The 26,719-nt window shown below is 71.5% G+C and carries 21 protein-coding genes and 1 pseudogene; 12 read left to right on the plus strand and 10 right to left on the minus strand.

All coding sequences use genetic code 11. The features are described from left to right. Window positions 1-82 precede the first annotated feature (82 nt). The 4 genes from CED_RS14615 to CED_RS14630 form a co-directional block, all read right to left on the minus strand. Complete coding sequence (locus CED_RS14615) at window positions 83-1,687, minus strand: lactate racemase domain-containing protein (RefSeq protein ID WP_035911471.1); 1,605 nt, start codon at window positions 1,685-1,687, stop codon at window positions 83-85. A gap of 118 nt (window positions 1,688-1,805) precedes the next feature. Then, window positions 1,806-2,954, minus strand: a complete 1,149-nt coding sequence (locus CED_RS14620) for a zinc-binding dehydrogenase (RefSeq protein ID WP_035911512.1) — start codon at window positions 2,952-2,954, stop codon at window positions 1,806-1,808. Then, window positions 2,951-5,311 carry an HAD-IB family phosphatase gene (locus CED_RS14625; RefSeq protein ID WP_035911514.1) on the minus strand — a complete coding sequence of 787 codons (2,361 nt, stop codon included), beginning with the start codon at window positions 5,309-5,311 and terminating at the stop codon, window positions 2,951-2,953. Before CED_RS14625 ends, CED_RS14620 begins: the two co-directional genes overlap by 4 nt. A gap of 350 nt (window positions 5,312-5,661) precedes the next feature. After that, entirely contained in the window at window positions 5,662-6,585 is a 924-nt protein-coding gene (locus CED_RS14630; protein WP_198031022.1) for a 5'-3' exonuclease, read from the minus strand. A gap of 157 nt (window positions 6,586-6,742) precedes the next feature. On the opposite strand from CED_RS14630, the gene CED_RS14635 reads away from it, so the two are divergent. From CED_RS14635 to CED_RS14650, 4 genes are all read left to right on the plus strand, one after another. Then, window positions 6,743-7,183 carry an Lrp/AsnC family transcriptional regulator gene (locus CED_RS14635; RefSeq protein WP_200875413.1) on the plus strand — a complete coding sequence of 147 codons (441 nt, stop codon included), beginning with the start codon at window positions 6,743-6,745 and terminating at the stop codon, window positions 7,181-7,183. A 91-nt stretch (window positions 7,184-7,274) separates the two neighbouring features. Continuing rightward, the gene (locus tag CED_RS14640; protein WP_084680810.1) at window positions 7,275-8,921 is read left to right on the plus strand and encodes an amidohydrolase; all 1,647 of its coding nucleotides are present in this window, start codon (window positions 7,275-7,277) and stop codon (window positions 8,919-8,921) included. A gap of 328 nt (window positions 8,922-9,249) precedes the next feature. After that, window positions 9,250-10,842: an apolipoprotein N-acyltransferase gene (gene lnt, locus CED_RS14645; protein WP_235187088.1), complete on the plus strand. Its 1,593-nt coding sequence runs from the start codon at window positions 9,250-9,252 to the stop codon at window positions 10,840-10,842. A 148-nt stretch (window positions 10,843-10,990) separates the two neighbouring features. Beyond that, window positions 10,991-11,812, plus strand: coding sequence for a polyprenol monophosphomannose synthase (locus CED_RS14650; protein ID WP_083503437.1), 822 nt, complete (start codon window positions 10,991-10,993; stop codon window positions 11,810-11,812). A 268-nt stretch (window positions 11,813-12,080) separates the two neighbouring features. Here CED_RS14650 and CED_RS14655 read toward each other — a convergent pair whose 3' ends face one another. Continuing rightward, window positions 12,081-12,431, minus strand: coding sequence for an RNA polymerase-binding protein RbpA (locus CED_RS14655; RefSeq protein ID WP_011436684.1), 351 nt, complete (start codon window positions 12,429-12,431; stop codon window positions 12,081-12,083). Between the two features lie 96 nt (window positions 12,432-12,527). On the opposite strand from CED_RS14655, the gene CED_RS14660 reads away from it, so the two are divergent. From CED_RS14660 to CED_RS26250, 4 genes are all read left to right on the plus strand, one after another. Further along, window positions 12,528-13,046, plus strand: a complete 519-nt coding sequence (locus CED_RS14660; RefSeq protein WP_011436683.1) for a hypothetical protein — start codon at window positions 12,528-12,530, stop codon at window positions 13,044-13,046. Further along, window positions 13,043-13,462: a peptide-methionine (R)-S-oxide reductase MsrB gene (msrB, locus tag CED_RS14665; protein ID WP_011436682.1), complete on the plus strand. Its 420-nt coding sequence runs from the start codon at window positions 13,043-13,045 to the stop codon at window positions 13,460-13,462. The genes CED_RS14660 and msrB overlap by 4 nt, the downstream gene beginning before the upstream one ends. 599 nt (window positions 13,463-14,061) lie before the next feature. Beyond that, window positions 14,062-14,457: a DUF5753 domain-containing protein gene (locus tag CED_RS14670; RefSeq protein ID WP_011436681.1), complete on the plus strand. Its 396-nt coding sequence runs from the start codon at window positions 14,062-14,064 to the stop codon at window positions 14,455-14,457. 12 nt (window positions 14,458-14,469) lie between these two features. Continuing rightward, window positions 14,470-14,949, plus strand: coding sequence for a DUF397 domain-containing protein (locus CED_RS26250; protein WP_084680811.1), 480 nt, complete (start codon window positions 14,470-14,472; stop codon window positions 14,947-14,949). Between the two features lie 593 nt (window positions 14,950-15,542). On the opposite strand, the gene CED_RS14690 is transcribed toward CED_RS26250, so the two are convergent. Next, window positions 15,543-16,097: a recombinase family protein gene (locus CED_RS14690; RefSeq protein ID WP_369807843.1), complete on the minus strand. Its 555-nt coding sequence runs from the start codon at window positions 16,095-16,097 to the stop codon at window positions 15,543-15,545. Continuing rightward, the gene (locus tag CED_RS14695) at window positions 16,055-16,453 is read right to left on the minus strand and encodes a hypothetical protein (RefSeq protein ID WP_011436677.1); all 399 of its coding nucleotides are present in this window, start codon (window positions 16,451-16,453) and stop codon (window positions 16,055-16,057) included. Before CED_RS14695 ends, CED_RS14690 begins: the two co-directional genes overlap by 43 nt. A 237-nt stretch (window positions 16,454-16,690) precedes the next feature. On the opposite strand from CED_RS14695, the gene CED_RS14700 reads away from it, so the two are divergent. After that, window positions 16,691-17,038 carry a hypothetical protein gene (locus tag CED_RS14700; protein ID WP_011436676.1) on the plus strand — a complete coding sequence of 116 codons (348 nt, stop codon included), beginning with the start codon at window positions 16,691-16,693 and terminating at the stop codon, window positions 17,036-17,038. A 190-nt stretch (window positions 17,039-17,228) separates the two neighbouring features. Here CED_RS14700 and CED_RS14705 read toward each other — a convergent pair whose 3' ends face one another. Then, entirely contained in the window at window positions 17,229-18,137 is a 909-nt protein-coding gene (locus CED_RS14705; RefSeq protein WP_152569761.1) for an acyl-CoA desaturase, read from the minus strand. Window positions 18,138-18,666: 529 nt separating this feature from the next. Here CED_RS14705 and CED_RS14710 point away from each other — a divergent pair. From CED_RS14710 to CED_RS14720, 3 genes and pseudogenes are all read left to right on the plus strand, one after another. After that, window positions 18,667-21,309 carry an RNA helicase gene (locus tag CED_RS14710; RefSeq protein WP_084680812.1) on the plus strand — a complete coding sequence of 881 codons (2,643 nt, stop codon included), beginning with the start codon at window positions 18,667-18,669 and terminating at the stop codon, window positions 21,307-21,309. 79 nt (window positions 21,310-21,388) lie between these two features. Next, window positions 21,389-21,679: pseudogene (locus CED_RS14715) on the plus strand (SAM-dependent methyltransferase); the annotation flags it as partial. A gap of 34 nt (window positions 21,680-21,713) precedes the next feature. Next, the gene (locus tag CED_RS14720) at window positions 21,714-23,294 is read left to right on the plus strand and encodes a recombinase family protein (RefSeq protein WP_235187089.1); all 1,581 of its coding nucleotides are present in this window, start codon (window positions 21,714-21,716) and stop codon (window positions 23,292-23,294) included. Between the two features lie 462 nt (window positions 23,295-23,756). On the opposite strand, the gene CED_RS14730 is transcribed toward CED_RS14720, so the two are convergent. After that, entirely contained in the window at window positions 23,757-25,190 is a 1,434-nt protein-coding gene (locus CED_RS14730; RefSeq protein WP_369807844.1) for a replication initiator, read from the minus strand. Window positions 25,191-25,249: 59 nt separating this feature from the next. Then, window positions 25,250-26,719, minus strand: a 1,470-nt coding sequence (locus CED_RS14735; protein ID WP_035911484.1) for a cell division protein FtsK, incomplete at its 5' end; no start/stop codon positions are given.

Consider the following 26,719-nt stretch of genomic DNA (forward strand, 5'->3'; position numbering starts at 1 on the left):
CCGCTGGCACCTGTGCTCCGCCGCGCATGGCCACCGCGTCCCAGCCGGCGACCGCACGATCCGTGACCCGCATCTCCCGCGGTCACCGTACTTCGGCGATCAGATGGGGTGGGGAGTGCAGATAGGTGATAGACGGATCACGGCCCACCGATCCCGACACCATCTCCAACGCATCCGCCAACGTCGACGCCGCCCGGAACCCCAGCCGCGCGCACGCCGCCCGATCACCGCCCACCCACACCACATCCCCCACATGGGCCATCGCCGGCGCCGCCTCATACCAGCGGTGGAACGGATGCACCCCGTGATGAGCAAGCGACGTCCGATACAGCGACGCATACCAGGGATCGGTGGCGTACTGCCGTTCGAACTTCGCCTCCACCGTCGCAGCCTCGGTCGACTCGGCGAGCACCTCCTCGTAGAAGTCCACGTAGGAGGGGTGATGCAGCTGGGAGAACCGTGGCGTCAGCGGATGGTAGACGATCAACGCCCCGTTCTCGCGGACCACCGGCCGCCCCCGGTACCGGCNGAAAACCTCCCCGAGCGCGCCGTGCGCCGCCAGCACCGGGTTGACCACCGCACCCGCGTCGAACGGCCCGAACGGGCCCAGCCCGACGACAACGACGTCGCTTTGCCCATCGACGGTGACCCGCTGCTGGGCGTCGACCGCCGCCGCCGCGACCGCCGCGACCGCCGTAGGATCCCCCGCGCTCACCGAGGTGACCGCATAGTCGGCAGCGAAGTCACGCAGCAGCCGGCGGCGCGCCCGCGACCCCACCAGCTCCAGGCCACGGCCCAGCCCGACCGCCATCGCCTGATCGGCCAGCGACCACTCCCACTCCCGGCGGGTCAGGAACGGATAGTGCACCGGCGCCGTCGCGGCGTTCACCGTCACCGCGACGGCGAACACCCGCACCGCCTCGCACAGCAGCCGACCCATCCGCGCCGCCGGACCCGGCGGCGCACCAACCCCCCCATCCCCGACGCCGCCAGCGCCGTCCCCGGGCAGGCCGACGCGGCGGACCGCCGCGGCGACGCTGTGCACGTGACGCAGCGTCGCATACGACGACAGGCCGGTCACGAGCCCGCCCGCACCGACCGCCGCCGGGCTCTGCACGACCCCGACGTGCACCAGCAGGTCGGCGGCGGCGACCCGGCGGGAAACCTCCACCTGCTCGTCGGCGTCGGTCACCCCCACGACGGTGAGATTGTCAGGATCCTCCGCGTCATGGCTGCGCAACTGTCCGGGCCAGAACGAGCGGAACNCCCGCNCCCCGACGATCCGCTCCACCTCGCCGGCGCTCAACCGCCGGTTCAACCCGTTCGCCACGACCAGCGCCACATCGTCGACACCGGCCGCCGCCGCCGCCGTCAGCACCGCCTCGATGATCCGCCCCCGCACATCCGGGCGACGCATCCGCGGCAACGGCGTCGACAGATCGTCAAAACTGATCGTCAGCCGCATCCCCGGACGCAGCAACGCCGCCAGCGGCTCGCTGCCCACCGGCGCCGCCAACGCCGCGGCGATCGCCGCATCGACGTCACCGACCCCGGGCAGCGACTCGGGCGGATACACCACCCGTGTCCCGAGCGGGAACTGCTCGAGCAGCACGCCCTCACCCTGGTGCACCAGCAGCGGGGGAGTCCGCTCGTCAACCTCGAGCACGAACCCCGGTCTCACCAGCATGATCCCTTCCACGTCCGGCACGAAGGGACAACCCCTCCGTGTTGGCGCCCCGCCCGGCGGCGCAGCCCCGCCATGACCCCACCCGCCCCGGCCCTCGGCCCGATCCCGGCACGCCCGCTCACAGCGCCACCGTCGGATCGAACGCAATCCGCACCGCACCGAGCCGACCCGCGCACAACGCGTGCTCCAACGCCTCCCGCCAGCGGGTCAGCGGATACGTCGCCGCGACCACCCCGTCCAACGGGGCGCCGGCGGCCAACGCGAACGCCCGGGCCAGCACCGAAGGCGCCGCGCCGCGCCGCGCCGCGCCCACCAACTCCAACCCCCGCGCCCACAGCGGCGTCAGATCCACCCGGCCCGTGGGCACACCCGAAAGCACCACCCGCCCCCCCGCCCGGGTCGTGCGCAGCGCCGTGGACAACGACGACGCCCGCCCCGCCGCGTCGAACGCGACATCCACCCCGCCGAGCAGGAACGCCCCACCCGCCCGCGGCGACACCCGCATCGCATGCGTGGCCCGACGCACCCCGGCGACCGCCCCGTCCGGGTCGAACACCACGTCCGCCCCGAACCGGCGCGCCAGCTCCGCCTGGCGGGGATACTTCGCCNCCNCCGCCNCCTGCCCCGCCTCGGTATGGGCCCGCAACGCAAGCACCGTGCACAACCCGGCCGCCCCCGCCCCGACGACGAGGACCCGCTGCCCGGCGCCGACCCGCGCCCGGTCCACGGCATGCACCGCGGCGGCCAGCGGGTCGACGAGCACCGCCCGGGCATCCGGCAACGTCGCGGGCACCGGGCACAGCTGCCCACGGTGGGCGAGCATCNCCCGNCNCCNCCCNCCGCCGCCCNCCCCCCGCGCCCACCCGCCGTCACCGACTCTGCCGTCACCGGTCCCGGGACCGCTGCCCGGCGCCGGATCGACAACGACCCGGTCCCCGGCCGCCAGCACCCGCCCGTCGTCCAACGTCACCGACTCCTGCACCTCGGCGACGACCTCCTGACCCGGCACGAACGGCAGACCCACCATCGCCGTCAGATAGGCCGACACCCGACCCGTCACCAACGCCAGATCCGACCCGCTGATCCCCGCCAGCCGCGGCCGCACCGTCACCCACCCCGGACCCGGCACCACCGGATCACCATGCTCGACATAGCGCAGCGGCGCCGCCACCCCGGCCAGCCCCGACCNCCCCGACGGCCCCGCCCCGACCAGCCGCGACGCCGCCTGCCGCGACACCGACGCATACAGCTCCAACCCGCGGGTCACCGCCCACCCCCCGACACCACGACCCCCGCCGGCCCCGTGCCCGGGCCTGGCCTTGAGCTCAAGGCCGCCGCCCCCGCCCGCGCCGCCGCGGCCCGCAGGCCACGCTCCCGACGGTCCCCGACGACCAGACGCGGCTCCCCGGCCGCCGACGCCCACTCCTCGATCGGCCACCCCGCCCCCCGCGCCACCTGATGCAACGCGAGATCCGGGTTCACCGCCACCGGGTTACCGACCGCCCGCAGCAACGGCAGATCCGACTGGCTGTCCGCATACGCCCACGACACCCCCAGATCCGCCCCCAACACCCGCGCATGATGATCAATGAACGCCGCCCGCGCATCCCCGACCAGCGGCGAGGACTCCAACCGGCCGGTCAGCAGACCATCCGCACCCACCTCCAGCCGCGCGGCGACCACATCGTCGAACAACGGCGCGAACGGCCGCGTCAACACCTCCACCGCCCCGGTCAGCAGCACCGTGCGATGCCCCGCCGCCCGATGCTCACGCACCCGACGGATCCCCGCCGGTTTCACCCGCCGCAGCAGAATGTCCCCGGCGACCTCCACCACCAGCCGTTCCAACTCCGCCGGATCCACCCCCGCGTAGCGCGCGTACACCGACCGCATCAGATGCCCCCGGTCACGACGCNCCGCACGCACATNCCGCGGNAACNCCNCCGCCAGCGACGCAAGCTCCCGCACCCGCCGCGGCGCCGAGGCGTCCGCCAACCGCATCCACAGATACGACTCGATCACCGTCGCCGACGCCACCGCCCCATCCAGGTCGAACACCGCCAGCACCCCGTCACCGGCGGCCAGATGCCCCGACAGCCGCCGCGGCGGCGCGGGATCACGCGGCCGGCGCAGCACCGCCGTCACCGCCGGGCAGTGCACGTCCTGCAGATAGTGCCGCCAGTCGAAACACGCCGGATCAAACCCGAACTCCGCCTGATCGGCCGGATCCATCGCCGCGTGCAACGCACCCGTGGCGTCGTCGACATAGACCAGCTCCGCCTTCGTGTACGCCCGGTACACATCCGAGTAGCGGCGCAGAAACCCCACCCGGCTCTCCGCCCGCTCCAGCTCCCCGGCAAACCGGCGCACCCGATCCGAGGGCGGGGCATGCTCCAACGCCCGGCCCGCCAACCCCACCAGCCGCTCCGAGCGACGCAGCTTCGCCTCCACCGCCGCCGCCCCCGCGAACGGCCACTCCGGCACCGCGAACGTCCCCCGACCGCGCCGCGGCAACGGATCGGCCTGGAAATAGTCCCGCACATAGGCGTACAGATCCCGAAACAGCAACGGATTACGAAAACCCGAACACACCGTGTAATAGGCCGGGGTGTCCGCCGGCGGCACCACCGCCGCCGCCGCCAGGATCGCGTTGACAACCAGATCCACCGGGATGATGTCCACCACCGCGTCCGGGGAGGCGGGGAAGTCCGGCAGCTCACCGCGGCCATAGGCCAGGATCAGCGGCTCGGCCATCTTGAACCCCTCGATCCACCCCGGGAACGGCCGGCGCAGCGCACTCTCGATGATCGAGGGACGGACGACCGTCAACGGCAGATCCCCGTGATGATCCTCCAGATACCGCTCACCCAACGCCTTGGTGAACGTGTACGCATCCGTCCACCCCAGCACCTGCGCCCGCTCACCCCCGGCCGTCACCATCCGCCGCGCCACCCACGCCCGGCGCAGCCGCTCCGCCTCCGCCGACACCGTCTGCGCCCCGGCGGCGGCGAACCGCCGCGACGCCTGCGCCCGAAACCGCGCCGAACACTCCGGCGCCCGCGAGGCGTCCTCGGTCTGCTGGCGCACCCGCGACGCCGCATCCCACTCGNCCCGCCAGTCCACGTCATGGGCCAGCGGCCCCTCGGCGATGTNCCCCGAACGCANCCCCGCCACATACGCCGTCGACACATGCACCAGATGAGGCCTGGCCCCCCCGGCCGCAAGCGCCCGCAGCAGCTCCGCCACCCCACCGACGTTCGTGGTGAACGCCTCGTCGACCGGCGGGTCGAACGACACCTCCCCGGCACAGTGGATGACCACGTCGAGGTCGGCGGGCAGATCCGGCATCGACGCCAGANCCCCCTCGATCNCCNCCNCCCGCTCGGCGAGCAGCNCCNCCNCCCCCGCCGCACCCAACCCCTCCCGCAACCCGCGAAACGCCGGCTTCCGCATCATCCGCGCCAGCCGCGCCGCCCCGCTGTGACTGCCCCGCGGCCGCACCAGCGCCACCACCGCCGTGTCGGGGAAGTCCGACAGCAACCGTTCCAGCAGCGCCNCCCCGACGANCCCGGTCNCCCCGGTCACCAGGACCCGCCTGCCCGCGAGCCGCTCACGCAGCCCCACCCTGACCTCCGCTGCCGTCACCTGCACCGCCACCTGCTCGTCCGGTGAGCATCCGCTGCACCGCTGCGCCGCCTGGGCCCTGCTCGTCCGGGTGGGCACCCGCCCACCCGAAGCTCACCCGGAGGGCAACAGTAGGCGACGATCCGCCCCCGCGACGTCAACCGGCGCACCGCCTGCGTGTGCCCACGCCGAGGTACGCAGGGAAACCTACCGTCACCAGGGCAGCGCCATGACGGGCAGCCCCNCCNCCCNCCCGCCGAGATGACCCTGCGCGTCACTGCGACAGCCGGACGAACACGCCCGCTCAAGCGGCAACCGGACGAACACGCCGGCTGAGGCCGTCCACGGCCTCAGCCACCCGCGGCCTCGGCCAGCGCCCGCACCAGCCGCGTGCACGAACCGGTCAGCCCCCACCGTTCGGCGAGCGCCCCCACCGCCGCCGGATCGACCGGCGCCGCCGGCAGCAGATCAGCGAAGGCACCCACCGGCACGTCCCGCACCACCGCCACCACCCCCACCGCGGCACGCACATAGTCCCGGGCGCCCCGCAACCGACGCCGCGCCCCGGCCGGCAGACCCGCGCCGCCGTCGGCGTCAACCGCGGCGAGCACCGCCGCGAGCGACCCGAACCGGGTCAGCAGCGCCGCGGCGGTCTTCGCCCCGATCCCCGCCACCCCCGGCAACCCGTCACTGGGATCACCGCGCAGCACCGCGAAATCGGCATAGGCCCGCCCCGGAACGCCGTAGCGTGCCGTCACCGCCGCCTCGTCCACCACCGCGAACTTCTCCACCGCGTACCGCACCCGCACCCCGGCCGCGTCGTCGACGAGCTGGAACAGGTCCCGGTCACCGGTCAGAATGTCCACCTCCCCCCGGTGACGGGTCGCCAGCGTCGCGATCACGTCGTCAGCCTCGAACCCGGCGGCCTCCGCCCGGGCGATCCCGAACGCGTCGAGGACCTCGTCGATGATCGGGAGCTGGGCGAGCAGGTCGCCGNCCNCCCGCTCGNCCTGCCCGCCCCCGCCGGCCTCGCCGGCCCCGACGTCGGCGACCCGGTGCGCCTTGTAGGACGCCAGCAGCGCCACCCGGAACGCCGGCCGCCAGTCGGCGTCGAAACACGCCACGACCCGCTTCGGGCGCACCTCGCCGATCTGCCGGGCCAGCACGTCGAGCAGTCCCCGCACCGCGTTCACCGGCGTGCCGTCGGGAGCCCGCACCGAACGCGGCACCCCGAAAAACGACCGGAAGTACAGCGACGGGGTGTCGACAAGCATCAGCCGACCGTCCGCCCCCGCCCGCTCACCCACAAACACCGTCCCACCCTCCCCGCACACAGCCGGTACCCATCCCAGCGGCTATCCCCACGGGACCAGACCACGGACCAGAAACATCCACATCATCCCCCGTCCTCCTGCATACGCTCCGAACGTGCTGGAAGATCTCGACCGTCAAATCGTGCAGATGCTGTGCCGAGATGGGCGTATGAGCTTCACCGACCTCGGCCGAGCCACCGGCCTGTCGGTCTCCGCCGTCCATCAGCGCGTCCGACGCCTGGAACAGCGTGGAGTGATCACCTCCTACACGGCGCTCGTCGACCCCGCCCAGGTCGGCCTGCCCCTGACCGCCTTCATCTCGATCACACCGATCGACCCGAGCCAACCCGACGACGCCGCCGACCGGCTCGCCCACATCGTCGAGATCGAGGCCTGCCACAGCGTCGCCGGCGACGAGAGCTACCTGCTCAAGGTGCGAGTCGCCNCCCCCGGCGACCTCGAGACGCTGCTGCAGCAGATCCGCGCCGCCGCGAACGTCTCCACCCGCACCATGGTCGTGCTCTCCACCCCCTACGAAGGACGCCCCCCCGCCCTGTGAACACCCGCCGGACCAACCCCCGCCCCGGACCGCCCCCGGACCGGAGCGCCGCTCACCGCACCAGGGCACGGCCACCGCCCGGATCGAACAGATGGATCCGCGTCACGTCCAGGGCGGCAGACTCACCACCGTGACCGACGACGCCCCCCGACCCGCCCGCACCATCCTGTACCGGGGCGGGCGCATCCACACCCCGGCCGACCCGTTCGCCACCGCGATGCTCACCGACGGCGACACCATCGCCTGGGTCGGCTGCGACGCCGTCGCCACCCATCTCGACGCCGACACCGTCATCGACCTCGACGACGCCCTGATCACCCCCGCCTTCGTCGACGCCCACGTCCANACCACCGCCACCGGCCTGGCCCTGTCCGGCCTCGACCTCACCGGCACCCCCACCCGCGCCGCCGCCCTGTGCGCCCTCACCGCACACGCCCACCGCCACCCCACCACCACCCTGTTCGCCACCGGCTGGGACGAGACCACCTGGACCGACGACCCACGCCCACCCACCGCCACCGACCTCGACCGCGCCGCTGGCGGCGCGGTCGTCTACCTCGCCCGCGTCGACGGCCACAGCGCGGTGATCTCCTCCGCGCTCGCCGCCGCATCCGGCGCCCCCCACCACCCCGGCTGGCACCCCGACGGCACCGTCACCGGCCACGCCCACCACCTCGCCCGCCGGACCGCCGACGCCACCCTGACCCCCACCGGGCGCCGCGACGCCTGGAACACCACCCGCACCCGCGCCGCCGCCCTCGGCATCGTCGCCCTGCACGAGATGGCCGGACCCGACATCTCCTCCGCCGACGACCTCGCCGGCCTGCTCGCCCACGCCCGCGCCGTCCCCGGACCCGACATCGTCGGCTACTGGGCCGGGGACATCGCCACCGCCGTCGAACTCGGCACCGCCTGGGGCGGCGACGCCTTCGTCGACGGCTCCCTCGGCTCCCACACCGCCGCCCTGCACACCCCCTACGCCGACACCCCCCACATCCGCGCCACCACCCACCTCGACGCCGACACCATCCGCGACGCCGTCCTCGACTGCGCCGACGCCGGCCTACAGGCCGGCTTCCACGCCATCGGCGACGCCGCCATCACCACCGTGCTGGACGGCCTCGAAGCCGCCGCCACCACCCTCGGCCACAACCAGATCNCCGCCGCCCGCCACCGCCTCGAACACGCCGAAATGACCACCCCCGACCACCTGCCCCGCATCGCCGCCCTCGGCCTCGTCGCCAGCGTCCAACCCGCCTTCGACGCCCGCTGGGGCGGCGAGAACGGCATGTACGCCACCCGCCTGGGCCCCACCCGTGCCGCCGCCATGAACCCCTTCGCCGCCATGAACCGCGCCGGCATCCCCCTGGCGTTCTCCTCCGACGCCCCCGTCACCCCCCTGGACCCCTGGGGCGCCATACGCGCCGCCGTCACCCACCACNCCCCCACCGCCCGCCTCTCCGCCCGCGCCGCGTTCACCGCCGCGACCCGAGGCGGCTGGCGCGCCGCCCGCGCCGACACCGACGGCCACGGCACCCTCGCCCCCGGCGCCCCCGCCACCTACGCCGTCTGGGCCGTGCCCGGCGAACTCGTCGCCCAGGTCCCCGACGACCGCATCGCCGCCTGGTCCACCGACCCCCGCGGCGCCGTCGCCGCCCTGCCCGACCTGTCCGCGCCCGCCCCGACCTGCCTACGCACCGTCCTGCGCGGCCGCATCCTGCACGACACCCTCACCTGAACACCGGCCCCGCCCGACCTGCCCACGCACCGTCCTGCGCGGCCGCGTCCCCCTCGGCTTCGAGTCAGCTTCNAGCGTCAGGGCCGCCACACGCCCGCCGACCAGGACCGGCGTGCTCAGCACGACCCGTGTGACCGAAACTGGTCCAGTGACCCCACCGCCCGCCCGCCCGCCCCACCAAGCGGCCGGTGACACGGCCCCCATCCCACCAGCCGTCCCCGAACCGCGCGTGAACGGCGAACCACCCGTGAACGGCGAACCAGGCATGGGCCCGCGGCCAGACCCGGCGGACCCGCAACCCNCCCTGAGATCCNCCCTGAGATCCACCTTGAGATCCACCCTGATCCGCCACACCCGACGCCCACTCGCCGCGCTCCTCGGCGGCGCCCTGCTCTACCTCGCCACCCCACCGGTCGGCTGCTGGCCCCTGGCCCCCGTCGCGGTCACCCTGCTCACCCTCGCCGTCCGCAACCGGCGTCTGCGCGCCTCCTACGGCCTGGGACTGCTGTTCTCCCTCGCCTTCTGCATCCCCCTCCTGCGCTTCGTCTCCTTCGTCGGCGCAGACGGATGGCTCGTGCTCTCCCTCGCCGAAGCCGCCATCCTCGCCCTCGTCGCCCCCGCCACCACCCTCGTCTGGCGGCTACCCGGCGCCTGGCTGTGGACCGCCGCCGTCTGGGTCGCCCAGGAAGCGCTGCGCAGCCGAGCGCCCTTCGGCGGCTTCCCCTGGGGACGACTCGCCTTCNCCCAGCCCGACAGCCCCTTCNCCGCCCTGGCCGCCCTCGGCGGCGCCCCCGCCGTCACCGCCGCCGTCGCCGCCACCGGCGCCCTGACCGCCCTCACCATCGTCAGGATCACCACCCCCGCCCGCGGCACACCCACCCCCCGCACCCTCCCAACAGCCGCCACGGCCCGCCGCCTCGCCGCCCCCATCCTCGGCACTGCCGCCCTCACCCTCACCGGCCTGCTCGTACCCCTGCCCACCGCCCCCGAGCACGGCACCCTCACCGTCGCCGCCATCCAGGGAAACGTCCCCGCCGACGGCGGCTACCGCGCCCTCGGCCGCGCCTTCCAGGTCACCGCCAACCACGTCACCGTCACCAGGCACCTCGCCACCGACGTCACCACCGGAACACACCCACAACCCGACCTCGTCCTGTGGCCGGAGAACTCCNCNNNNCTCGNCCCCCTCNCCANCCCCGCCGTCGCCACCGCCCTGCGCGCCGCCGCCCGCACCGCCGGCGCCCCCCTCCTCGTCGGCGCCGTCCTGGGCGGCCCCGGACCAGGCCACCTCCGCAACGCCGGCATGATCTGGACCGCTGACGGCTTCACCGGCCAGATGTACGTCAAACGCCACCCCGTCCCCTTCGCCGAATACCTCCCCGGCCGCGCCCTACTCGAAAAACTCATCCACCGCTTCGCCGACGAGATGCCCAGCGACTTCCTCGCCGGCACCACCCCCGGCGCGCTCCACGCCGCCGGCACCACCATCGGAGACATCATCTGCTTCGAAGTCGCCTACGACGGCCTCGTCCGCGACACCGTCAACCACGGCGCCGATATCCTCGTCATCCAGACAAACAACGCATCCTTCGGTCGCAAAGGTGAAAGCCAACAGCAACTCGCCATGTCACGTCTGCGCGCAGTCGAACACGGCCGGGCCACCGTCCAGGTCTCCACCAGCGGTGAAAGCGCCCTCATCACTCCCGACGGCACCCTGCTCGCCAAAACAGGCCTCTACGAAGCAGGCATCCTCACCGCCGCGCTACCCCGACGCACCACCCGCACCCTCGCCGACCAGGCCGGGATCCTCCCGGAGGCGGTTCTCATCGCCCTCGGCCTGANCGCCATGATGGCAGGGGTGATCCACGCCCGGCGAACCCGTCCCACGGCCCGGACCGTGACACCGCCAACACCGACATGACCGCCAACACCGACATGACCGCCACCCCGTAGCCGGCACACCACCAAACCCCATGACCCCGCGAAACGACACCGACAGCGCCACCCACCGTGACGCCACCCGGGCAGACACCACCGCGGACATGGTCCCTGACCAGGAGAGGAAGCGCGTGGATCCCAACCGCGTTGTCGTCTGCGTCCCGACCTACAACGAACGGGACAACCTACCGGACACCGCCCGCCGCCTGCGGACGGCCAACCCGACGGTCGACCTGCTCGTCATCGACGACGCCAGCCCCGACGGCACCGGGAAGATCGCCGACGAACTCGCCGCCTCCGACGACCACATCCACGTCCTGCACCGCGAAGGCAAATCCGGCCTCGGCACCGCCTACGTCGCCGGGTTCTCCTGGGCACTACACCACGGCTACACCGTCATCGTCGAAATGGACGCCGACGGCTCCCACCAACCCGAGCAGCTACCCCGCCTGCTCGCCGCCCTCGACCACGCCGACCTCGTCATCGGATCCCGCTGGATACCCGGGGGAGAGGTCCGCAACTGGCCGCGGCGCCGCTTCCTGCTCTCCCGCGGCGCCAACCTCTACGTCCGCGCCGCCCTCGGCATACCCCTACGCGACGCCACCGCCGGCTTCCGCGCCTACCGCGCCGACGTCCTCCGCGACCGCGACCTGCACCGCGTCACCTCCCAGGGCTACTGCTTCCAGGTCGACCTCGCCTGGCAGGCCTGGCGCCGCGGCTTCCGCGTCCGCGAAGTCCCCATCACCTTCGTCGAACGCGAACGCGGCACCTCCAAGATGAGCAACGCCGTCGTCGCCGAAGCCCTCTGGCGCGTCGCCTGGTGGGCCGCCACCACCCGACGCCACCGCCCCACCCCGAAGACAACCACCGACACCACACCCCACGAGCCCCTCCACACCCCCCAGGACCGCAACGTCACCCAGGACCGCAACGTCACCTCCGGCCACGCCTGAATCCGACGCCCACCGGCCGAACCGGCCCCCCACCACCGCCCAACACCCGACCGCCCAACACCCGACCCGAGGCCGCACGCAACCAGTCGGCACAACACGATGCGACACCCGGCCGGACCCGACGCGGCCACCACGGCCGCCCGGGCACGGCTCAACCCGCCCCACGAACACGACACAACGAACCGACCGCGGACACGGCGAAAGGTCGGACACGGCAACCACCCCGCGCCCGACCCCTACCGCACAACCACCCAAACGATCAGGCCGATCAGGCTGAACGCCTGTCCGTACCGGCACCCCGCAGAACGGCCAACCGCTCCGCCAGGACCTCTTCAAGGTCATCCGTCGTCCGACGCTCCATCAGCATGTCCCAGTGCGTACGCGGCGGCTTCGCCTTCTTCGGCTCAGGCCGCTCACCATCGACGATGACCGACGCCCCACCACAAACCCTGCACTCCCACACCGACGGCACCTCGGCCTCAGCCGCGAAGGGCATGGTGAACTGGTGGCCGTTCGGACAGTCGTAGGACGCGGACTGCCGTGGGGCAAGCTCGGTGCTGCGGTCAGTCTCGTAGGACACAGCACCGAGACGGCTTCCCCGCAGGATGCGCTCGCCCATATAACTCCTCCGAGCGTCGAGACGTGTGCAACTACCCCTCGATAACGTTCCAGCCAGCCCAGGCGTTCCCACCGACGAAGGACCACCAACACAACCATGAACACCCAACGCTCCCACTCCACTACAAAATACCGCACCGCCCACTCCCGAACCCTGCACACCACCACCCTCGGCATCACCCGCGCCACCATCGGCATCCTCGCCCTCAGCCGCCCCGTCGACATCATCCGCCTCACCGGCGTCGACCGCGTCACAGCCGGCAGACTCGCCTGGCTCGCCCGACTCGCCGGCATCCGCGACCTCGCCCTCGGCACCGGCCTCCTCCACGCCCTGATCACCCGCCGCGACACCACCACCTGGCTGTGGACCGGAATGATCGCCGACGCCGCGGACGTTGCCGTCCTTGCAACCGCCACCACCCGCGGCGAACTCCCACCCATGATCGGCACCGCCATGACCACCGCCGCCCTCGGCGGCGTCACCGCCGCCGTCCCCCTCGCCCTGCCCCGACACCACCCGAACACCGACCCACCACCGACCATCGACACCGGGGGAGAGCACCACCACCCCGCCCCACCCACTCCCACCCGCAGAAAGGCAGCCACGACACCATGACCGACCCCCACGACACCACCGGACCCGACAAAATCGTCAAGACCGACGAGCAGTGGCGCGCCGAACTCGACCCCGAGCGCTACGCCATCCTCCGCCGCGCCGCCACCGAACCCCCCTTCACCGGCGCCTACACCTACAGCAAAGAAAACGGCACCTACCGCTGCGGCGGCTGCGGCGCCGCCCTGTTCACCTCCGACACCAAATACGACTCCGGCTCCGGCTGGCCCAGCTTCACCCAACCTGCCGTCGCCGACGCCCTCGAACTCGTCGAAGACCACTCCCACGGCATGATCCGCACCGAAGTCCGCTGCGCCCGCTGCGGCGGACACCTCGGCCATGTCTTCGACGACGGACCCGGCCCCACCGGCCAGCGCTACTGCATGAACAGCCTCGCCCTCGACCTCGACCCCCACTGAAGCCGCCTCCAGGTAAACCGTTTCCCCCGCAGCCCGGGCTGCCAGGCACAGGGAAGCAGGGCCCACACCTCGGCGGGTTCACGCCGGGCCCTCCCCCACCCACCAAAAACGCCGATAATGAGCATTATGTCAAGTAGAGCTGGTCGCAGGGCCTCCCCTCCTCGGCCCCGGGCCGCTCAGCCGCAGTTGATTCACCGGCCCGGCTGAACGTGACACACCTCGACCGGTGGCGTCCCCGGCCAGCGATGTCCCCCATCCGGATGCCGCCGGTCAAACCCGGCCGTCACCGGCCATACGAGGCTTCCATGCCTACCAATGATCAACTTGGCTTGATCTGCCTTTACTCCCCCGGTGCTGGTTGGTGTTTTTGTTTTTGATCATGGCATGTGAGATGTCGTCAACACTGTTGATTATCTTGAAGTGAATGTGGGGGACCTGGGCACGGTCCGCGGTCCCCCAGCGGACCGTCACCGCCCATGCCTTGAACAGCTCGGCAGCCGCGCCCTGGATGACGGCGTTACGGGCGAACCTGCCCCGGGCCGCCTCCGGGACGGCGACGTTCGCCGCCGCGTCGGGATCGTCGGGCGGGTCGGCAGCGGATGCTGCGGCGACCTGGCGCTCCGAGCTACGAGCTGCTGATCGACGAGGCCGCGGTCCGGCGACCGTCCGCGCCGCCGCCGGTGATGCGCGAGCAGCTCGCGCATCTGGCGGCTCGGGCCGACGAGGAGAACGTCACGGTGCGGGTGCTGCCGATCGAGGCGGTGGTCCGCGACTACCAGACGTTGCCGGGAGCGCTGTCGCTCTACACCTATCCCGATCCGGGCGACCCGGTGGTGGCGGCGATCGAGTCCATCACCACCGACGTCATCGTGACGGATTCCGCGCAGGTCGCACGGTACGCCGAGCGGTACGACCTGCTGGCCGAGGTGGCGCTGTCCCCCGGCGACAGCGTCGAGTTCATCAGCCAGGCCGCGACGAAGCTGCCTGACCGTTAGGAAGCGACCACCATGAACAGTGCCGTGAGCACCCCCGCCTTCGCCTCCCTCGTCACCGCCTGGCGCAAGTCCAGCCGCAGCGAGCCGACCGCCAACTGTGTTCAGGTGGCCGCGGCCGGGGCTGGCGCGGCCCGCCGGATAGGCGTCCGCGACTCCAAATTCCCGTCAGGCCCTGATTTGTGGTTCACCCCGGCCGTCTGGGCGGCCTTCGTCGACCAGACCAGGCGGCAGCCCGGCGCGCAGATCCGGGACGGCGGCGTCATCACCGGGCACATTCCGGCCGAGCAGGTCCCAGCGGACTTCCACAGGGACGACAAGGTCTTCGAGCCGGGACGGCCGGCGATCACGATGCGCGGTACCGCCGGTTTGGATGGCCCGGTCCTCTACTTCACCGAGGTCGAGTGGGAGGCCTTCGTCGCCGGCGTGACGGCCGGCGAGTTCGACGACCTGCCCGGCGGCCTGGCGGAGGAGCCNGGGCNCCCCAGCCGGTAGCGTCACCGACGTCCCAGCCGTCAGGGGCCGCAGCCATTCAGAGGGCTGCGGCCCCTGACGCGTTCTCGCGTCCTTTCGCCCCGCCGCGCGGCGCCGAAACCCGTTGGGGCTTGTCACATTCGGTCCGAACTCGGATACTGCCCTCACGATGTGCGTTGCTGCACTGTGCAGAGCTGTGCGCAGTGATACGCACTGGCAGTCCGGGGAGGCCTGGCGTAAGCGGGCGTCACCGTCGTGGCAGAGGCCGCGTTCCAGGACCGGCTCTGGACCCCCATCTGGAACCGCTCACCGCCCACGCCGACGTGCGAATCATCCGCTGCACCGTCGACGCCGCCGTCGCCCACCAGCGGATCACCNCCCGCGCCGGGCTCGATCCCCACCGCACTGCCCACGGCGACCGCGACCTCCTCGACGACATCGCCGCCGGCCGCCACTCTCTGGATGGCTTCGTCGACATCAGCCTGGACCTCCCGCGGCTCCCCGTCGACACCAGCGACGGCTACCGCCCCGGTCTCGACACCATCGCGGCGTTCCTCACCGAGTCCGTCCCGTGAGCGCTGAGCCGTCGGACGGGTCTGGCAGGCCGTGTCGACTCAGCCCGCGGCAGCTGCCGTCTCGGTGGCGCGCAGGTAGCTGTACACCGTCTCGCGGCTGACGCCGAACTCGCGGGCCAGATCGGACTTCTGCTCGCCGGCGGCGGCGCGCGCGACCAGATCCCGGGCCTGGCCCGGGGTCAGGGCGGGCTTGCGGCCGGTGTAGGCGCCGCGCTGCTTCGCGGCGGCGATGCCCTCGCGCCGGCGTTCGAGGATCAGTGCGCGCTCGAACTCGGCGAACGCGCCCATGACGGACAGCAGCAGGGTCGCCATCGGCGAGTCCTCGCCGATGAAGGTCAGGCCCTCCTTGACGAACTCGACCCGCACGCCCTTGGCCGTGAGGGTCCGCACGATGCGGCGCAGATCGTCAAGGTTGCGGGCGAGGCGGTCCATCGAGTGCACGAGCACGGTGTCGCCCTCGCGGACAAACGCGAGCATCTCGTCGAGCTTCGGCCGATCGGCATCCTTCCCGGACGCCTTGTCCGTGAACAGCCGCTCGGCCTCGACCCCGTCTAGGCGAGCGGCACGCGCGTCGCGGACCGCGCCGACCACCAGACCCAGCGGGGTGCCAGCAACGCCTCGATCCCGGCGAGCACCCGCGCGGCCTGGCCGGCCCCGGCCAGGGGAACCGCGAGCCGCACCACGCCCGGCGCCACCGCACCGCCCGCCCCACGCGGGCCGTCCCTACCCTTCAGACCCTCCGGGCTGTCCGCACCCTCCCGACCGTCCGTGTCCTCCCGACCGGTGCCACCGCTCACCGTGGGCGCGGACGCGGCCCGGGGCCGGTAGGCCACCCCGAGGCCGGCTCCGCCCAGCGGGACCAGGGCGAGCAGATCCCGGCGGACGAACCCGTCGGCCCGCAGCCGGGCGAGCAGGCCCGACTCCGGGTAGGACGGGGATGCCGACGTCACTGGTCGATTCTCACCGGCGGGTCCGACAGTTCGCGCCCCTCCGGGACGGTGCTCACGGCTGTCGGGCCAGTACTCACGGTCGCGGTGCCAGGGTCCACGGCACCCCCGGCGGCCAGTGGCAGCCCGGTGACGCGACGCGCCCGAAGAGCTAGAAAGCCGAAATGCCCACGTTGGAAACGTTGAGCGGCAAGAATCCGACGACGGGAGATCGGAACCTTCGCGGGAAGAGGCNGTTTCATGGCAGGACGGGACAGCGAGTACGAACGCCCCATCCTGCTCAGCTGCGGCGGCTGCGACGTGCGCTGGACGGCGCTGACCGCGGCGCACTGCCCGTCCTGCCACGAGACCTTCGCCGGCACCACCACCGGCTTCGACGCGCATCGGGTGAAGGGGGCCTGTCTTTCCCCGGAACGGGCCGGGTTACGCCGCGACCGCGGATACTGGCTCAGCGGAGACGAACAGCCGCCCGGCCGCATCCTGCGGGTCTCCGACCGGCAAGGCGGTTCGGCCGGCCCCGCGGGCGCCCGCGGTGGCGCCGGAGGCGGGGCCCGAGGTGGCGCCGGCACGGTACGGATGGCCGGCTGACCGAGCCCTCCCCCTTGTGTTCCCCGGCTGCGGTCCCGCAGCACCCGGACGCCGTCGCAGACCGCTCTCCCCCGTCCAGGGACGCTTCCGTTGGGGTAAAGGGGCCCGGCAGTGAAGATTCGACCGAGATGGCACGCTTAAAGCCCATGCCGGTTTTTTCCGGCCAAGCTATGACGTTCGACGTCGTTTCTCAACGCCCCGCGCCGGCGTCCACTCGGCGGGCGGCGATCCGTTTGGCGGTGGGCCACCGCACGTCGTGCGCCCAGCCGAGCTTCTCGAACAGGCGGATGAGTGCGGCGCTGGGATCGATCTGGCCGGGCAGGACGCCGTGGCGGGCGCTGGTGGGGNCGGCGTGGNGCAGGNTGTGCCACGACTCCCCCAGCGAGGGTATGGCCAGCCACCACACGTTGCTGGAGCGGTCCCGGGCCGCGAACGGTCGGGTGCCGATCGTGTGGCAGATCGAGTTGATGGAGAAGGTGACGTGGTGCAGCAGCGCGATACGGACCAGCGCTCCCCAGAACAACGCGGTCGCGGCCCCGGCCCAGGACATGCTCCACAGGCCGCCGACCAGCGGCGGCAGCAGCACCGAGGCGGCGACGAGCCAGGGGAAGCGGGCCGAGATCGCCGCGATGTCCCGATCGGCGAGCAGATCCGGGCAGAACGTCTCCGGCGCGGTCCGTTCCGGGTGGAAAAGCCATCCGACATGGGCGTGCAGGAACCCTTTCGCCAGGCCCCTGCCATGATGACCGAAACGCCACGGTGAATGCGGATCAGCTGCCTGGTCGGAGTATTTGTGATGCCGCCGGTGGGCCGCGACCCAGTCGGTCACCCCCATTTCGATGGCGAGGCTCCCGGCGACGGCGAGGATTATCCGCAGCGGCCGACCGGTCCGGAAGGAACCATGCGTGAACAGCCGGTGGTAGCCCACGGTGACACCGAATCCGGTGATCAGGTACATGACGGCACCGATGACCAGGTCGTGCCAGCCCAGCCCCCACCCCCAGGCCAGCGGGACCGCGGCGAGCAGGGCAAGCAGGGGCACGACGATGAAGAACGCGAGCAGAACCTGCTCGCCGAGGGTCTTCGACTGGTCCGCCACGTCGGGACGGGTCGACCGCCTCGGCCCGGTGGCCCTGGCCGGGAGCGGCGGCCCCGACGGCAGGGTCGGGTCGGGGCGGGACCGGCCCGGCGGACACCCGTCGTAGTCACCGGGCCGGAGTGCTGCGACGCGCGCCGCGGCAGAACCGAGGGTGCCCGATCCGGGGGTGGTCGTGGGGATGGATTTGGCCGTACCGGACGTGGTAGCCGTACCGGACGTGGTGACGGTAGATTTTATGATAACAGAATCGGTGCTGCCGGATACAGCGGCAGAGGCGGCGATGGCCGACTGCAGTTCGGATTCACGGGACACGTGTTTCCCTCCGTGTCTGGGGGATTGTCAGTGCTACCTGTGGTCGGTTTTCCGGATCGGGGCGTTGGTGCTACCCGCCAGAACCGGGTTGGGCGTACCCCCGCATCGAGGCGCGGAAAGCGGACTTCACGAACACCGTCCGCCCCGGGTAGCAGAGCGTCACGGGCCGCCCACCCGAAAGCCGTGGGCGGCGTCCATCAGGCACGATCGAACGACCATGACACTCACCGACCACCTTCCCCCGACTTCCGGCACCGGCCATGACGACGAACGGGCCCCCCAGCCGAAGGACCCCGGCTCGAAGAACCCGGACCTGACCGGCCCCGGCGGCGGGCCCGGCGGCGGGCCCGATCCCGACGCACTCTATGACGCGTTCACCAGGTGGGTCGCAGAGCAGGGGCTGGAGCTGTACCCGGCGCAGTCCGAGGCGCTGATCGAGATCGTCTCGGGGTCGAACGTGATCCTGGCGACGCCGACCGGGTCGGGCAAGAGCCTGGTCGCGGCGGGGGCGCACTTCGCGGCGCTGGCGGCGCGGCGGCGTACCTTCTACACCGCGCCGATCAAGGCGCTGGTGTCGGAGAAGTTCTTCGCGTTGTGCGCGATGTTCGGTGCGGCGCAGGTCGGGATGATGACCGGGGACGCCAGCGTGAACGACACGGCGCCGATCATCTGCTGCACGGCGGAGGTGCTGGCGAACATCGCGCTGCGCGACGGGGTCGCCGCCGACGTCGGTCAGGTCGTCATGGACGAGTTCCACTACTACGCCGACCCCGGCCGCGGATGGGCCTGGCAGGTGCCGCTGCTGGAACTGCCGCACACCCAGTTCGTCCTGATGTCGGCGACGCTCGGTGACGTGTCGCTGTTCGAGGCGGACCTGACGCGGCGCACCGGGCGCGGGACCGCGGTGGTGCGCTCCGCGCAGCGTCCGGTGCCGCTGTTCTACCGATTCGTCACCACGCCGATGCACGAGACGATCGGTGAGCTGCTGGAGACCCACCAGGCTCCCGTCTACGTCGTGCACTTCACCCAGGCGCAGGCGTTGGAACGGGCGCAGGCGCTGATGAGCGTGAACGTGTCGACCCGGGCGGAGAAGGACGCGATCGCGAGGACGATCGGGAACTTCCGGTTCACCGCCGGGTTCGGCAGGGTGCTGTCCCGGCTGGTCCGCCACGGCATCGGGGTGCATCACGCCGGAATGCTGCCGAAGTACCGCCGGCTGGTGGAGCAGCTCGCCCAGGCGGGGCTACTGAAAGTCATCTGCGGCACGGACACCCTGGGGGTGGGGATCAATGTGCCGATCCGCACGGTGGTGTTCACCTCCCTGTCGAAGTACGACGGGAGCAGGGTGCGGCTGCTGTCGGCACGGGAGTTCCATCAGATCGCCGGGCGGGCCGGGCGGGCCGGCTACGACCCGGTCGGCAACGTCGTCGTGCAGGCCCCCGAGCATGTGATCGAAAACGAACGCGCGTTGGCGAAGGCCGGGGACGATCCGAAGAAGCGACGCAAGGTGGTCCGCAAGAAGCCCCCCGAGGGCAGCGTCGGGTACGGCCTGGCGACGTTCGAACGGCTCATCGCGGCCGAACCCGAGCCGTTGACCTCCCAGTTCACCGTGAACCACGCGATGCTGCTCAACGTGATCAACCGGCCGGGGGACGCGTTCGCGTCGATGCGCCACCTGCTCACCGACAACCATTCGGATCGCGCCACTCAGCGCCGGCTGATCCACCGGGCGATCGCGATCTACCGGGCGCTGCTGGCGGCCGGGGTGGTGGAGCGCCTCGACACCCCCGACGAGCTGGGCCGCGGCGTGCGGGTGACGGTGGACCTGCAGCTCGACTTCGCGCTCAATCAGCCGCTGTCCCCGTTCGCGCTGGCCGCGCTGGAGCTGCTCGACCCGGCCTCCCCCTCCTATGCGCTGGATGTGCTTTCGGTGCTGGAGGCGACCCTGGACAATCCCCGGCAGGTGCTGCACGCCCAGCTGTCGAAGGCGAAGGGGGAGGCGGTCGCGGCGATGAAGGCCGAGGGCGTCGACTACGACCGGCGGATGGAGCTGCTGGAGGAGGTCAGCTATCCCCAGCCGCTGGCGGAGCTGCTGGGCGCGGCGTTCGCCCTGTACCGGCGGGGGNATCCCNGGGNCGNCGACTACGAGCTGGNGCCGAAGTCGGTGGNGCGGGNGCTCTACGAGCGGGCGATGACGTTCGCCGAGTACGTGGCGTTCTACGGGCTGGCCCGCTCGGAGGGGCTGCTGCTGCGCTACCTGGCCGACGCCTACAAGGCGCTGCGCCAGACGGTGCCCGAGGACGCCCGCACCGAGGAGGTCGTCGACCTGACCGAGTGGCTGGGGGAACTGGTCCGCCAGACCGACTCCAGCCTCCTCGACGAGTGGGAGCGGCTGAGCAACCCGGCCGGGGACGGCGCGGGCACCACGGCGGGCACCACGGCGAGCGGTGGTGGCGTCGACGAGCGGCCACCGGCGGTCACGGGCAACATCCGGGCATTTCGGGNGTTGGTGCGCAACGCGCTGTTCCGCCGGGTCGAGCTTGCCGCGCTGCGCCGCTACGACACGCTTGGCGAGCTCGACGGCGGGTACGACGGCGGGTTCGACGCCAACGGGTGGCGGGCGGCGTTGGAGCCGTACTTCGCCGAGCATGGCGAGATCGGCACCGGTCCGGACGCGCGGGGGCCGGGTCTGCTCATCCTCGACGAGAAGCCGGGGACGCCGGGGACGTGGACGGCGCGACAGATCTTCGACGACCCGGCCGGGGACCATGACTGGGGCTTCAGCGCGGAGATCGACCTGACCGCCTCGGACGAGGCGGGAGTCGCGGNGGTCAGGGTCACCGCCATCGACCGATTCTGACGCCCGTAAAGGGACACGAAATCCGCCCCCGCTAGGGTATTTGGTGAGGATCGTCCAATTACCAAGGGGGCTGATTGCGGTGACGAGCGCGGACCGACACGACCCAGAGGTCGGGCAGTGGTGGAAGAGCCTTGCGGAGGAACGCAGCCCGGTCGACCTCAGGACCGACCAGCCGCACGCGGCCCGGATGTACGACTACTTCCTGGGCGGCAAGGACAACTTCCCCGTTGATCGGGAGGCGGCCGAGCAGGCACGGGCCGCCTTCCCGGGCGCCAGCATCGCCGCGGTGGAGAACCGGGCGTTCCTGCGCCGGGCGACCCGGTTCCTGGCCACCGAGGTCGGGATCCGCCAGTTCCTCGACATCGGCACGAGGATGTTTTCCGAAATATACTTTGGTTATGTCGATGGTCGTGGATGGCGGTTCTGTTCGTAGGCTTCCGGTTCCGGCTGTTTACCCGCATGCTGGGGTCGATGTCCGGTCGTTGGTCGAGTTTGATGGTCGGGTGTGGGGTCTGTACCTTCGGATCTCTGACGACGCGGCCAGGGATGAGAAGGGTACCGGCCGCCAGGAAGCGGACGAGCGCGCGTGGGTGACTTCGGTCGGTGGCACGGTGGGCAAGGTCTACAACGAGAATGACACGTCCGCGTACAAGAAGCGGAAGGTACGTCTCCCGGACGGCACCGTGGTGTGGCGGGTAGTCCGGCCGCTATGGGAACAGATGTTGGCCGATCTGCGTTCCGGTGTGATTCAGGGCGTGGTCGTCTATGACTTGGACCGGTTGGCGCGTGATCCCCGGGACCTGGAAGACGCGATTGAGATCGTGGAGCATCACCGCCGCCCGGTGGTGGGTCTGACCGGCGGTTTTNATCTTCTGACGGACAATGGCCGGTTCACCGCCCGGATCTTGGTTGCGTGCGCGAACAAGTCTTCGGCGGACACCGCACGGCGGGTGCGCCGTAAGCACCTGGAGTTGCAGGCGGAGGGATCAACGGGCTCGGGACCGCGTCCGTTCGGGTGGGCTGAGGATCATGCCGTGTTGCATCCGGTGGAGTCGCCGATCGTGCGGCGGGTCTGCCGGGACGTGGCCGAGGGCATCCCGTTGGATGCGGTCGTGCGCGATCTCAACGCGCGTGGGATCACCGGTACCCGGGGGAAGCCGTGGCGGGTGAACACGATCAAGCCGTATTTGCGGAACCCACGTCTGTGCGGATGGCGTGGCCGGATGGTGTCGACGGTCAATCCGCAGACCGGAGAGACATGCCGACACGTCGAAATCGTCCGGGACCCGGCCGGGAATCCTGTGGTCGGACAGTGGGAGCCGATCATCACGCCGGACGAGTGGGAAAAGGTCGTGGCGAAGATCGGTCGCCGGAAGCAGCCCGGGACCGGCCACAACGCCCGCCGCTATCTGCTCAGCGGGATCACCCGGTGCGGGGAGTGCACCCGGAAGATGTCGGGCATGCCCCGCCCGGGAGAACGCGGGTACGCCTACCGGTGCAACCCGCAGAATCTTGGATGCGCCAAGATCGTACGCGATGGCGCCAAGGTCGATGCCTACGTCGTTGCTGCTCTTATCGCCAAGGTGGAGATGGAGCTTAGCCAGGCCGCGGCCCGTGTTGACACGACATGGCCGAAGGAAAACGAGCTTGCCGACACGCAGGAGCGGATAGCCGCACTCAACGCCGGTTACAAGGAGCGGAAGATCAGCACAGATCGGTACTTTGATCTACTTCGGCACTTCGAGGACCAGGAAAGGGAGTTGCTCGCCGAGCGGAAGAAGCACGTTTCGACTGTCGCGGTGGTCAAAGCGCGTCCCGCGAACATCCGCGCCGAGTGGGACAGCTACCCGTTGTCGCGGCAGCGTGCGATCGTCGAGGACTACATCAACGCGGTCGTGGTGAAGAAGGCCCGGTACAAGGGCAGCCGCTTCGACCCGGATTTGATCGTCGTTGAGTGGAAGGGTGCCGCTACCGAAGCCGCATAGGCCCGCCGGTGGACGGCCGCGCGTCCCCCGACCAGCGGGAGCGTGGCCGTCCGCCTCACGGAGCACCGGCGGATCCGTCACCGGAGGGAGGGAACACGAGCCCGAACATGGCCGCCGCGTGCGCGCGTTGCCGGGCCGACCAGCGCGGCGCGTGAGCCGCTTGGACCCGTCCCCACTCGTCTGGAGACGGTATCCCCCGCCGCACCCCCTTACACGGCGGAACAAAACCATTCGAACGCTGTCCGTTATGCCCCGGGGTGGCGGACGGCTGTCCGGCGGCCCGCCCGCCCACCCCCACCGGTCGCGGCGTGACGGCCTTCCCGGCGGTTGGCCCGATGGTCGGGGTGACAGGCGGATCGGCACCTTCGGTGCTCATCTCTTCCGGCACGGCCACCGGCCCGGCCGGTTCGCGCCGGCCGCCGCCGGGGTCCCAGTCGTCAAACGGCAGCATCGTGTCGATGCTCACGGCTCACCCCGCCCAGGGGCTGACCTCCCAGCAGGTGACACAGGGGGTCCCGCACCGGCCGGACCGATATCACCATCGGTGAGCAGGCCCCGCCCGGCATACCGCCATACCCCGACGGCCACCGTGTTCGGGTCCCCGTCCGGACGGCCGAACGCATCCACCAGCCCCCGACCGGACAGCGCCCCGCCGATCAGCCGTGCGTAGACCCGCCGCGCGCCGCGCAACGCGCCGAACGTCGTGCTGTACTTCCTGCTTTTCGTGATCCAGTGTCCACCCCAGCCAAACGCGTGGGACCAACGCAGCAACCCCGGCAACCGGCCCGGAAGCCGTCCGGCCGCCTCGTCGAGTGCCGCCGCGAACGTTTCATCGGTGCCAAGCTGCCAGCAGGTTTCCACCATCCGCCGCGCATGCGCGTGCAGGGGGAGCCGGGCGAGATGGGCGAGGCTACGCACCGGCCGGTCCAGCAGCCCCCCGGCCGTGACGGACTTCGTCAGGTATTTCGCCAGATAGTTAGCGATCTTCCCCGAGGTGGTGGGTCCATCCAACGCGACCGGCCGAATATCGACCTGCACCCCCCAGCGCACCGCCAGCGTTCCGGCCGGATCGTGCGGGTCGGGCGCTGTCACCGATACCTCTGCCACGACAGCCCGCAGACAGTCGGCAACCAGACGGGTGGTCGCCCACCCGGGCGGGGCCACGAGGTCATCCGGGTCCTCGCCGCGCCCGTCGACCCGGACGACGGCGTGCAGGTGGACCAGGCCCCGGGCCTGCATTTCCACGGCTTTCACGAAGGTGATCCGTACCTGACGGCGCAGACCGGCCACCGTCAGACCGGCCGCCGCCGCTACGGCGGATTCGGTCGCGTCCCGGGTGGCCTTCCACAGCACCGGCGCGAGCGAGTTCCAGATGACCGCGCCCGGATAGTCGAAGCAGTCCGGGCACAGCGGCTGTCCGAGCGTGGGATCCCCGTCCCCGTGCCGGGCGTGGCAGCCCGCCGGCCGTCCATGCGGGCATTCGCTCCGCCGAGGCCGGCACGCCCGCGCCTCACCCCGCTTCCCCCGGGACCGGCGGGAGTGCACCGGCCCGAAACTCGGCGCGGTCAACGTCACGAACAGCGCCGGATGACCGCTGACCGTGTCGGGAACGCTCGTGCCACCGGCCAGCCCGGACAGCACGATCCGCCGGGCATCCCGCTTGTACGTCGCCGAACACGCCGGGCAGACCGACTCCCGCCGGTTGTTGCACCGCACATGCACCNCCCCGCCGGGCAAACCCGCCGCCGAGAACGCCCGCCGCACCTCCCCGGTCGCGACATCCACATGATCCGTATGGCCCTTCAGGCGAATCGGAGAAACACAGCCACCGGCTACCGCAACCTGTACGGACTCCNCCACTTTCCGTGACTCCTTTCGGGTGTGGCAGAGCCACACCACCCACATNCGGGAATCAGATGGAGGGGNAACGCGCCGCGGTCATCGGCGTGAGATGGTCAGTCGGACCGCCGAAACTGCTCTTCCCAGNGCGCCCATGCTTGTTCAGCGGCTGGTGAGCCGTCGTCCGCGGTGACCGGCGGGGGAGCCGGGGGCAGCGCCGGGGGTGGCGGGGGTCGCCGCCATGCGCGCAGCGGAATCGTCGGGTCGTCCACGTCCCGGGGACCGGTGGGGGTGGTGCAGGGTGGGGAGGCTGCGCGGGGGTCGCAAGGGGGCATGGACGGCATCGAGGGCATCGAGGGCAGTTGTGGTCGCCACCCTTCCGCCGGTTCCATCGGGGTGGTGGGATGGACCGGAGCGTGCTGCGCGGCCATGGTCCGGATGTCGTCGTCGGTGAGCCAGCCGGCGCGGACCCGGACGGGGGTCGGGTCTTCGTCCACCAGGACGTAGCCGACCCCGGGCAGGCCCCGGGGAACGCGGTCGCAAAGCGCGCCTCGATCCCGGGCACCTTCCCCCAACACCATGTTGATCTGTACTGGTTCTGTGAGCCGGAGCGCGACCCGGACGGGGAACAGGTCCCGGAACGGCAACACATCCTTGCCGGGGTCTTGCAGCGCNCCGACGACGACGACCCCCGGTGCCCGGCCCTGGGAGAGCAACAGTTGCAGCGCAACCGCGATCCGCTTCTTGACTTCCGCATCGGATACGTAGGCCGTCAGGCTCGCGACCTCATCGATGATGATCACGATCAGGGGATCGTCCGGGGTGGGTGTGTGGGACCGGGCCACCCCGCGTAGCCGGCCCGTGCGCCGCTCCATGACCGTCACGGCATCTTCGAGGAGATCCGCGATCGTCGCCGCGGTTACGNCGAAACGCGCGAACAAAGGTTCCCCGAAGGCGAGTTCCATGCCGCCCTTCGGGTCACACGCCCAGACCTCCGCGACGCCCCCGCGGATCGACGGGGCAAGCGCCCGGATGATCGACCAGATGACCGAGCCNTTACCGGCCCCGGTGGCCCCGGCGATGAGCACATGCNACCCGCGCAGCGGCAGCAGCCAGGCCCGGCGGTCCTCCCGCACCCCGATCGGTAGGGCGTCCAGCTCACCGGCCGCACCGGCGGGCAGCAGATCCGCGCGGACNGCCCGGCCCAGCACCTCACGGCGCACCAACACCAGGCCGACCCGGTCCGCCCGGTCCAGATCCGGAGAGATCCGCACCTCCCGCAGCTTCAGCGTGGCCGTCAGCTTCCCCGCCGCCTGTTGGAGATCGTCCACGCTCAGGCCTGGTGACAGGACCAGCCGCAGATGCCAGCCCGCCGCGCCCCGCCGCGCCCGCCGTATCCGGGGAACACGCCCACCACCCCCAGCAGACGGTGTTTCCACCCGGCAGGCATGGCAAGCGGCCGCCCAGCGTCGCCGCAGCCGCCCACCCAGCAGCCAGCCGACCACCGCCCGGCGCAGCACCGGCACGACCAGCACGACCAGCACCAGGCCGAGGAGCAGCCCCCGTCCCCAGAAGGAACCGAACCG

Source organism: Frankia sp. CeD (assembly GCF_000732115.1).
Lineage (GTDB): Bacteria > Actinomycetota > Actinomycetes > Frankiales > Frankiaceae > Frankia > Frankia casuarinae.

What these genes read in the sequence shown, in the direction of transcription:
- CED_RS14655 (WP_011436684.1), bottom strand. Translation starts at nt 12,431, where the DNA reads ATGGGCGAGCGCATCCTGCGGGGAAGCCGTCTCGGTGCTGTGTCCTAC.
- CED_RS14660 (WP_011436683.1), top strand. Translation starts at nt 12,528, where the DNA reads ATGAACACCCAACGCTCCCACTCCACTACAAAATACCGCACCGCCCAC.
- msrB (WP_011436682.1), top strand. Translation starts at nt 13,043, where the DNA reads ATGACCGACCCCCACGACACCACCGGACCCGACAAAATCGTCAAGACC.
- CED_RS14670 (WP_011436681.1), top strand. Translation starts at nt 14,062, where the DNA reads ATGCTGCGGCGACCTGGCGCTCCGAGCTACGAGCTGCTGATCGACGAG.
- CED_RS14700 (WP_011436676.1), top strand. Translation starts at nt 16,691, where the DNA reads ATGGCAGGACGGGACAGCGAGTACGAACGCCCCATCCTGCTCAGCTGC.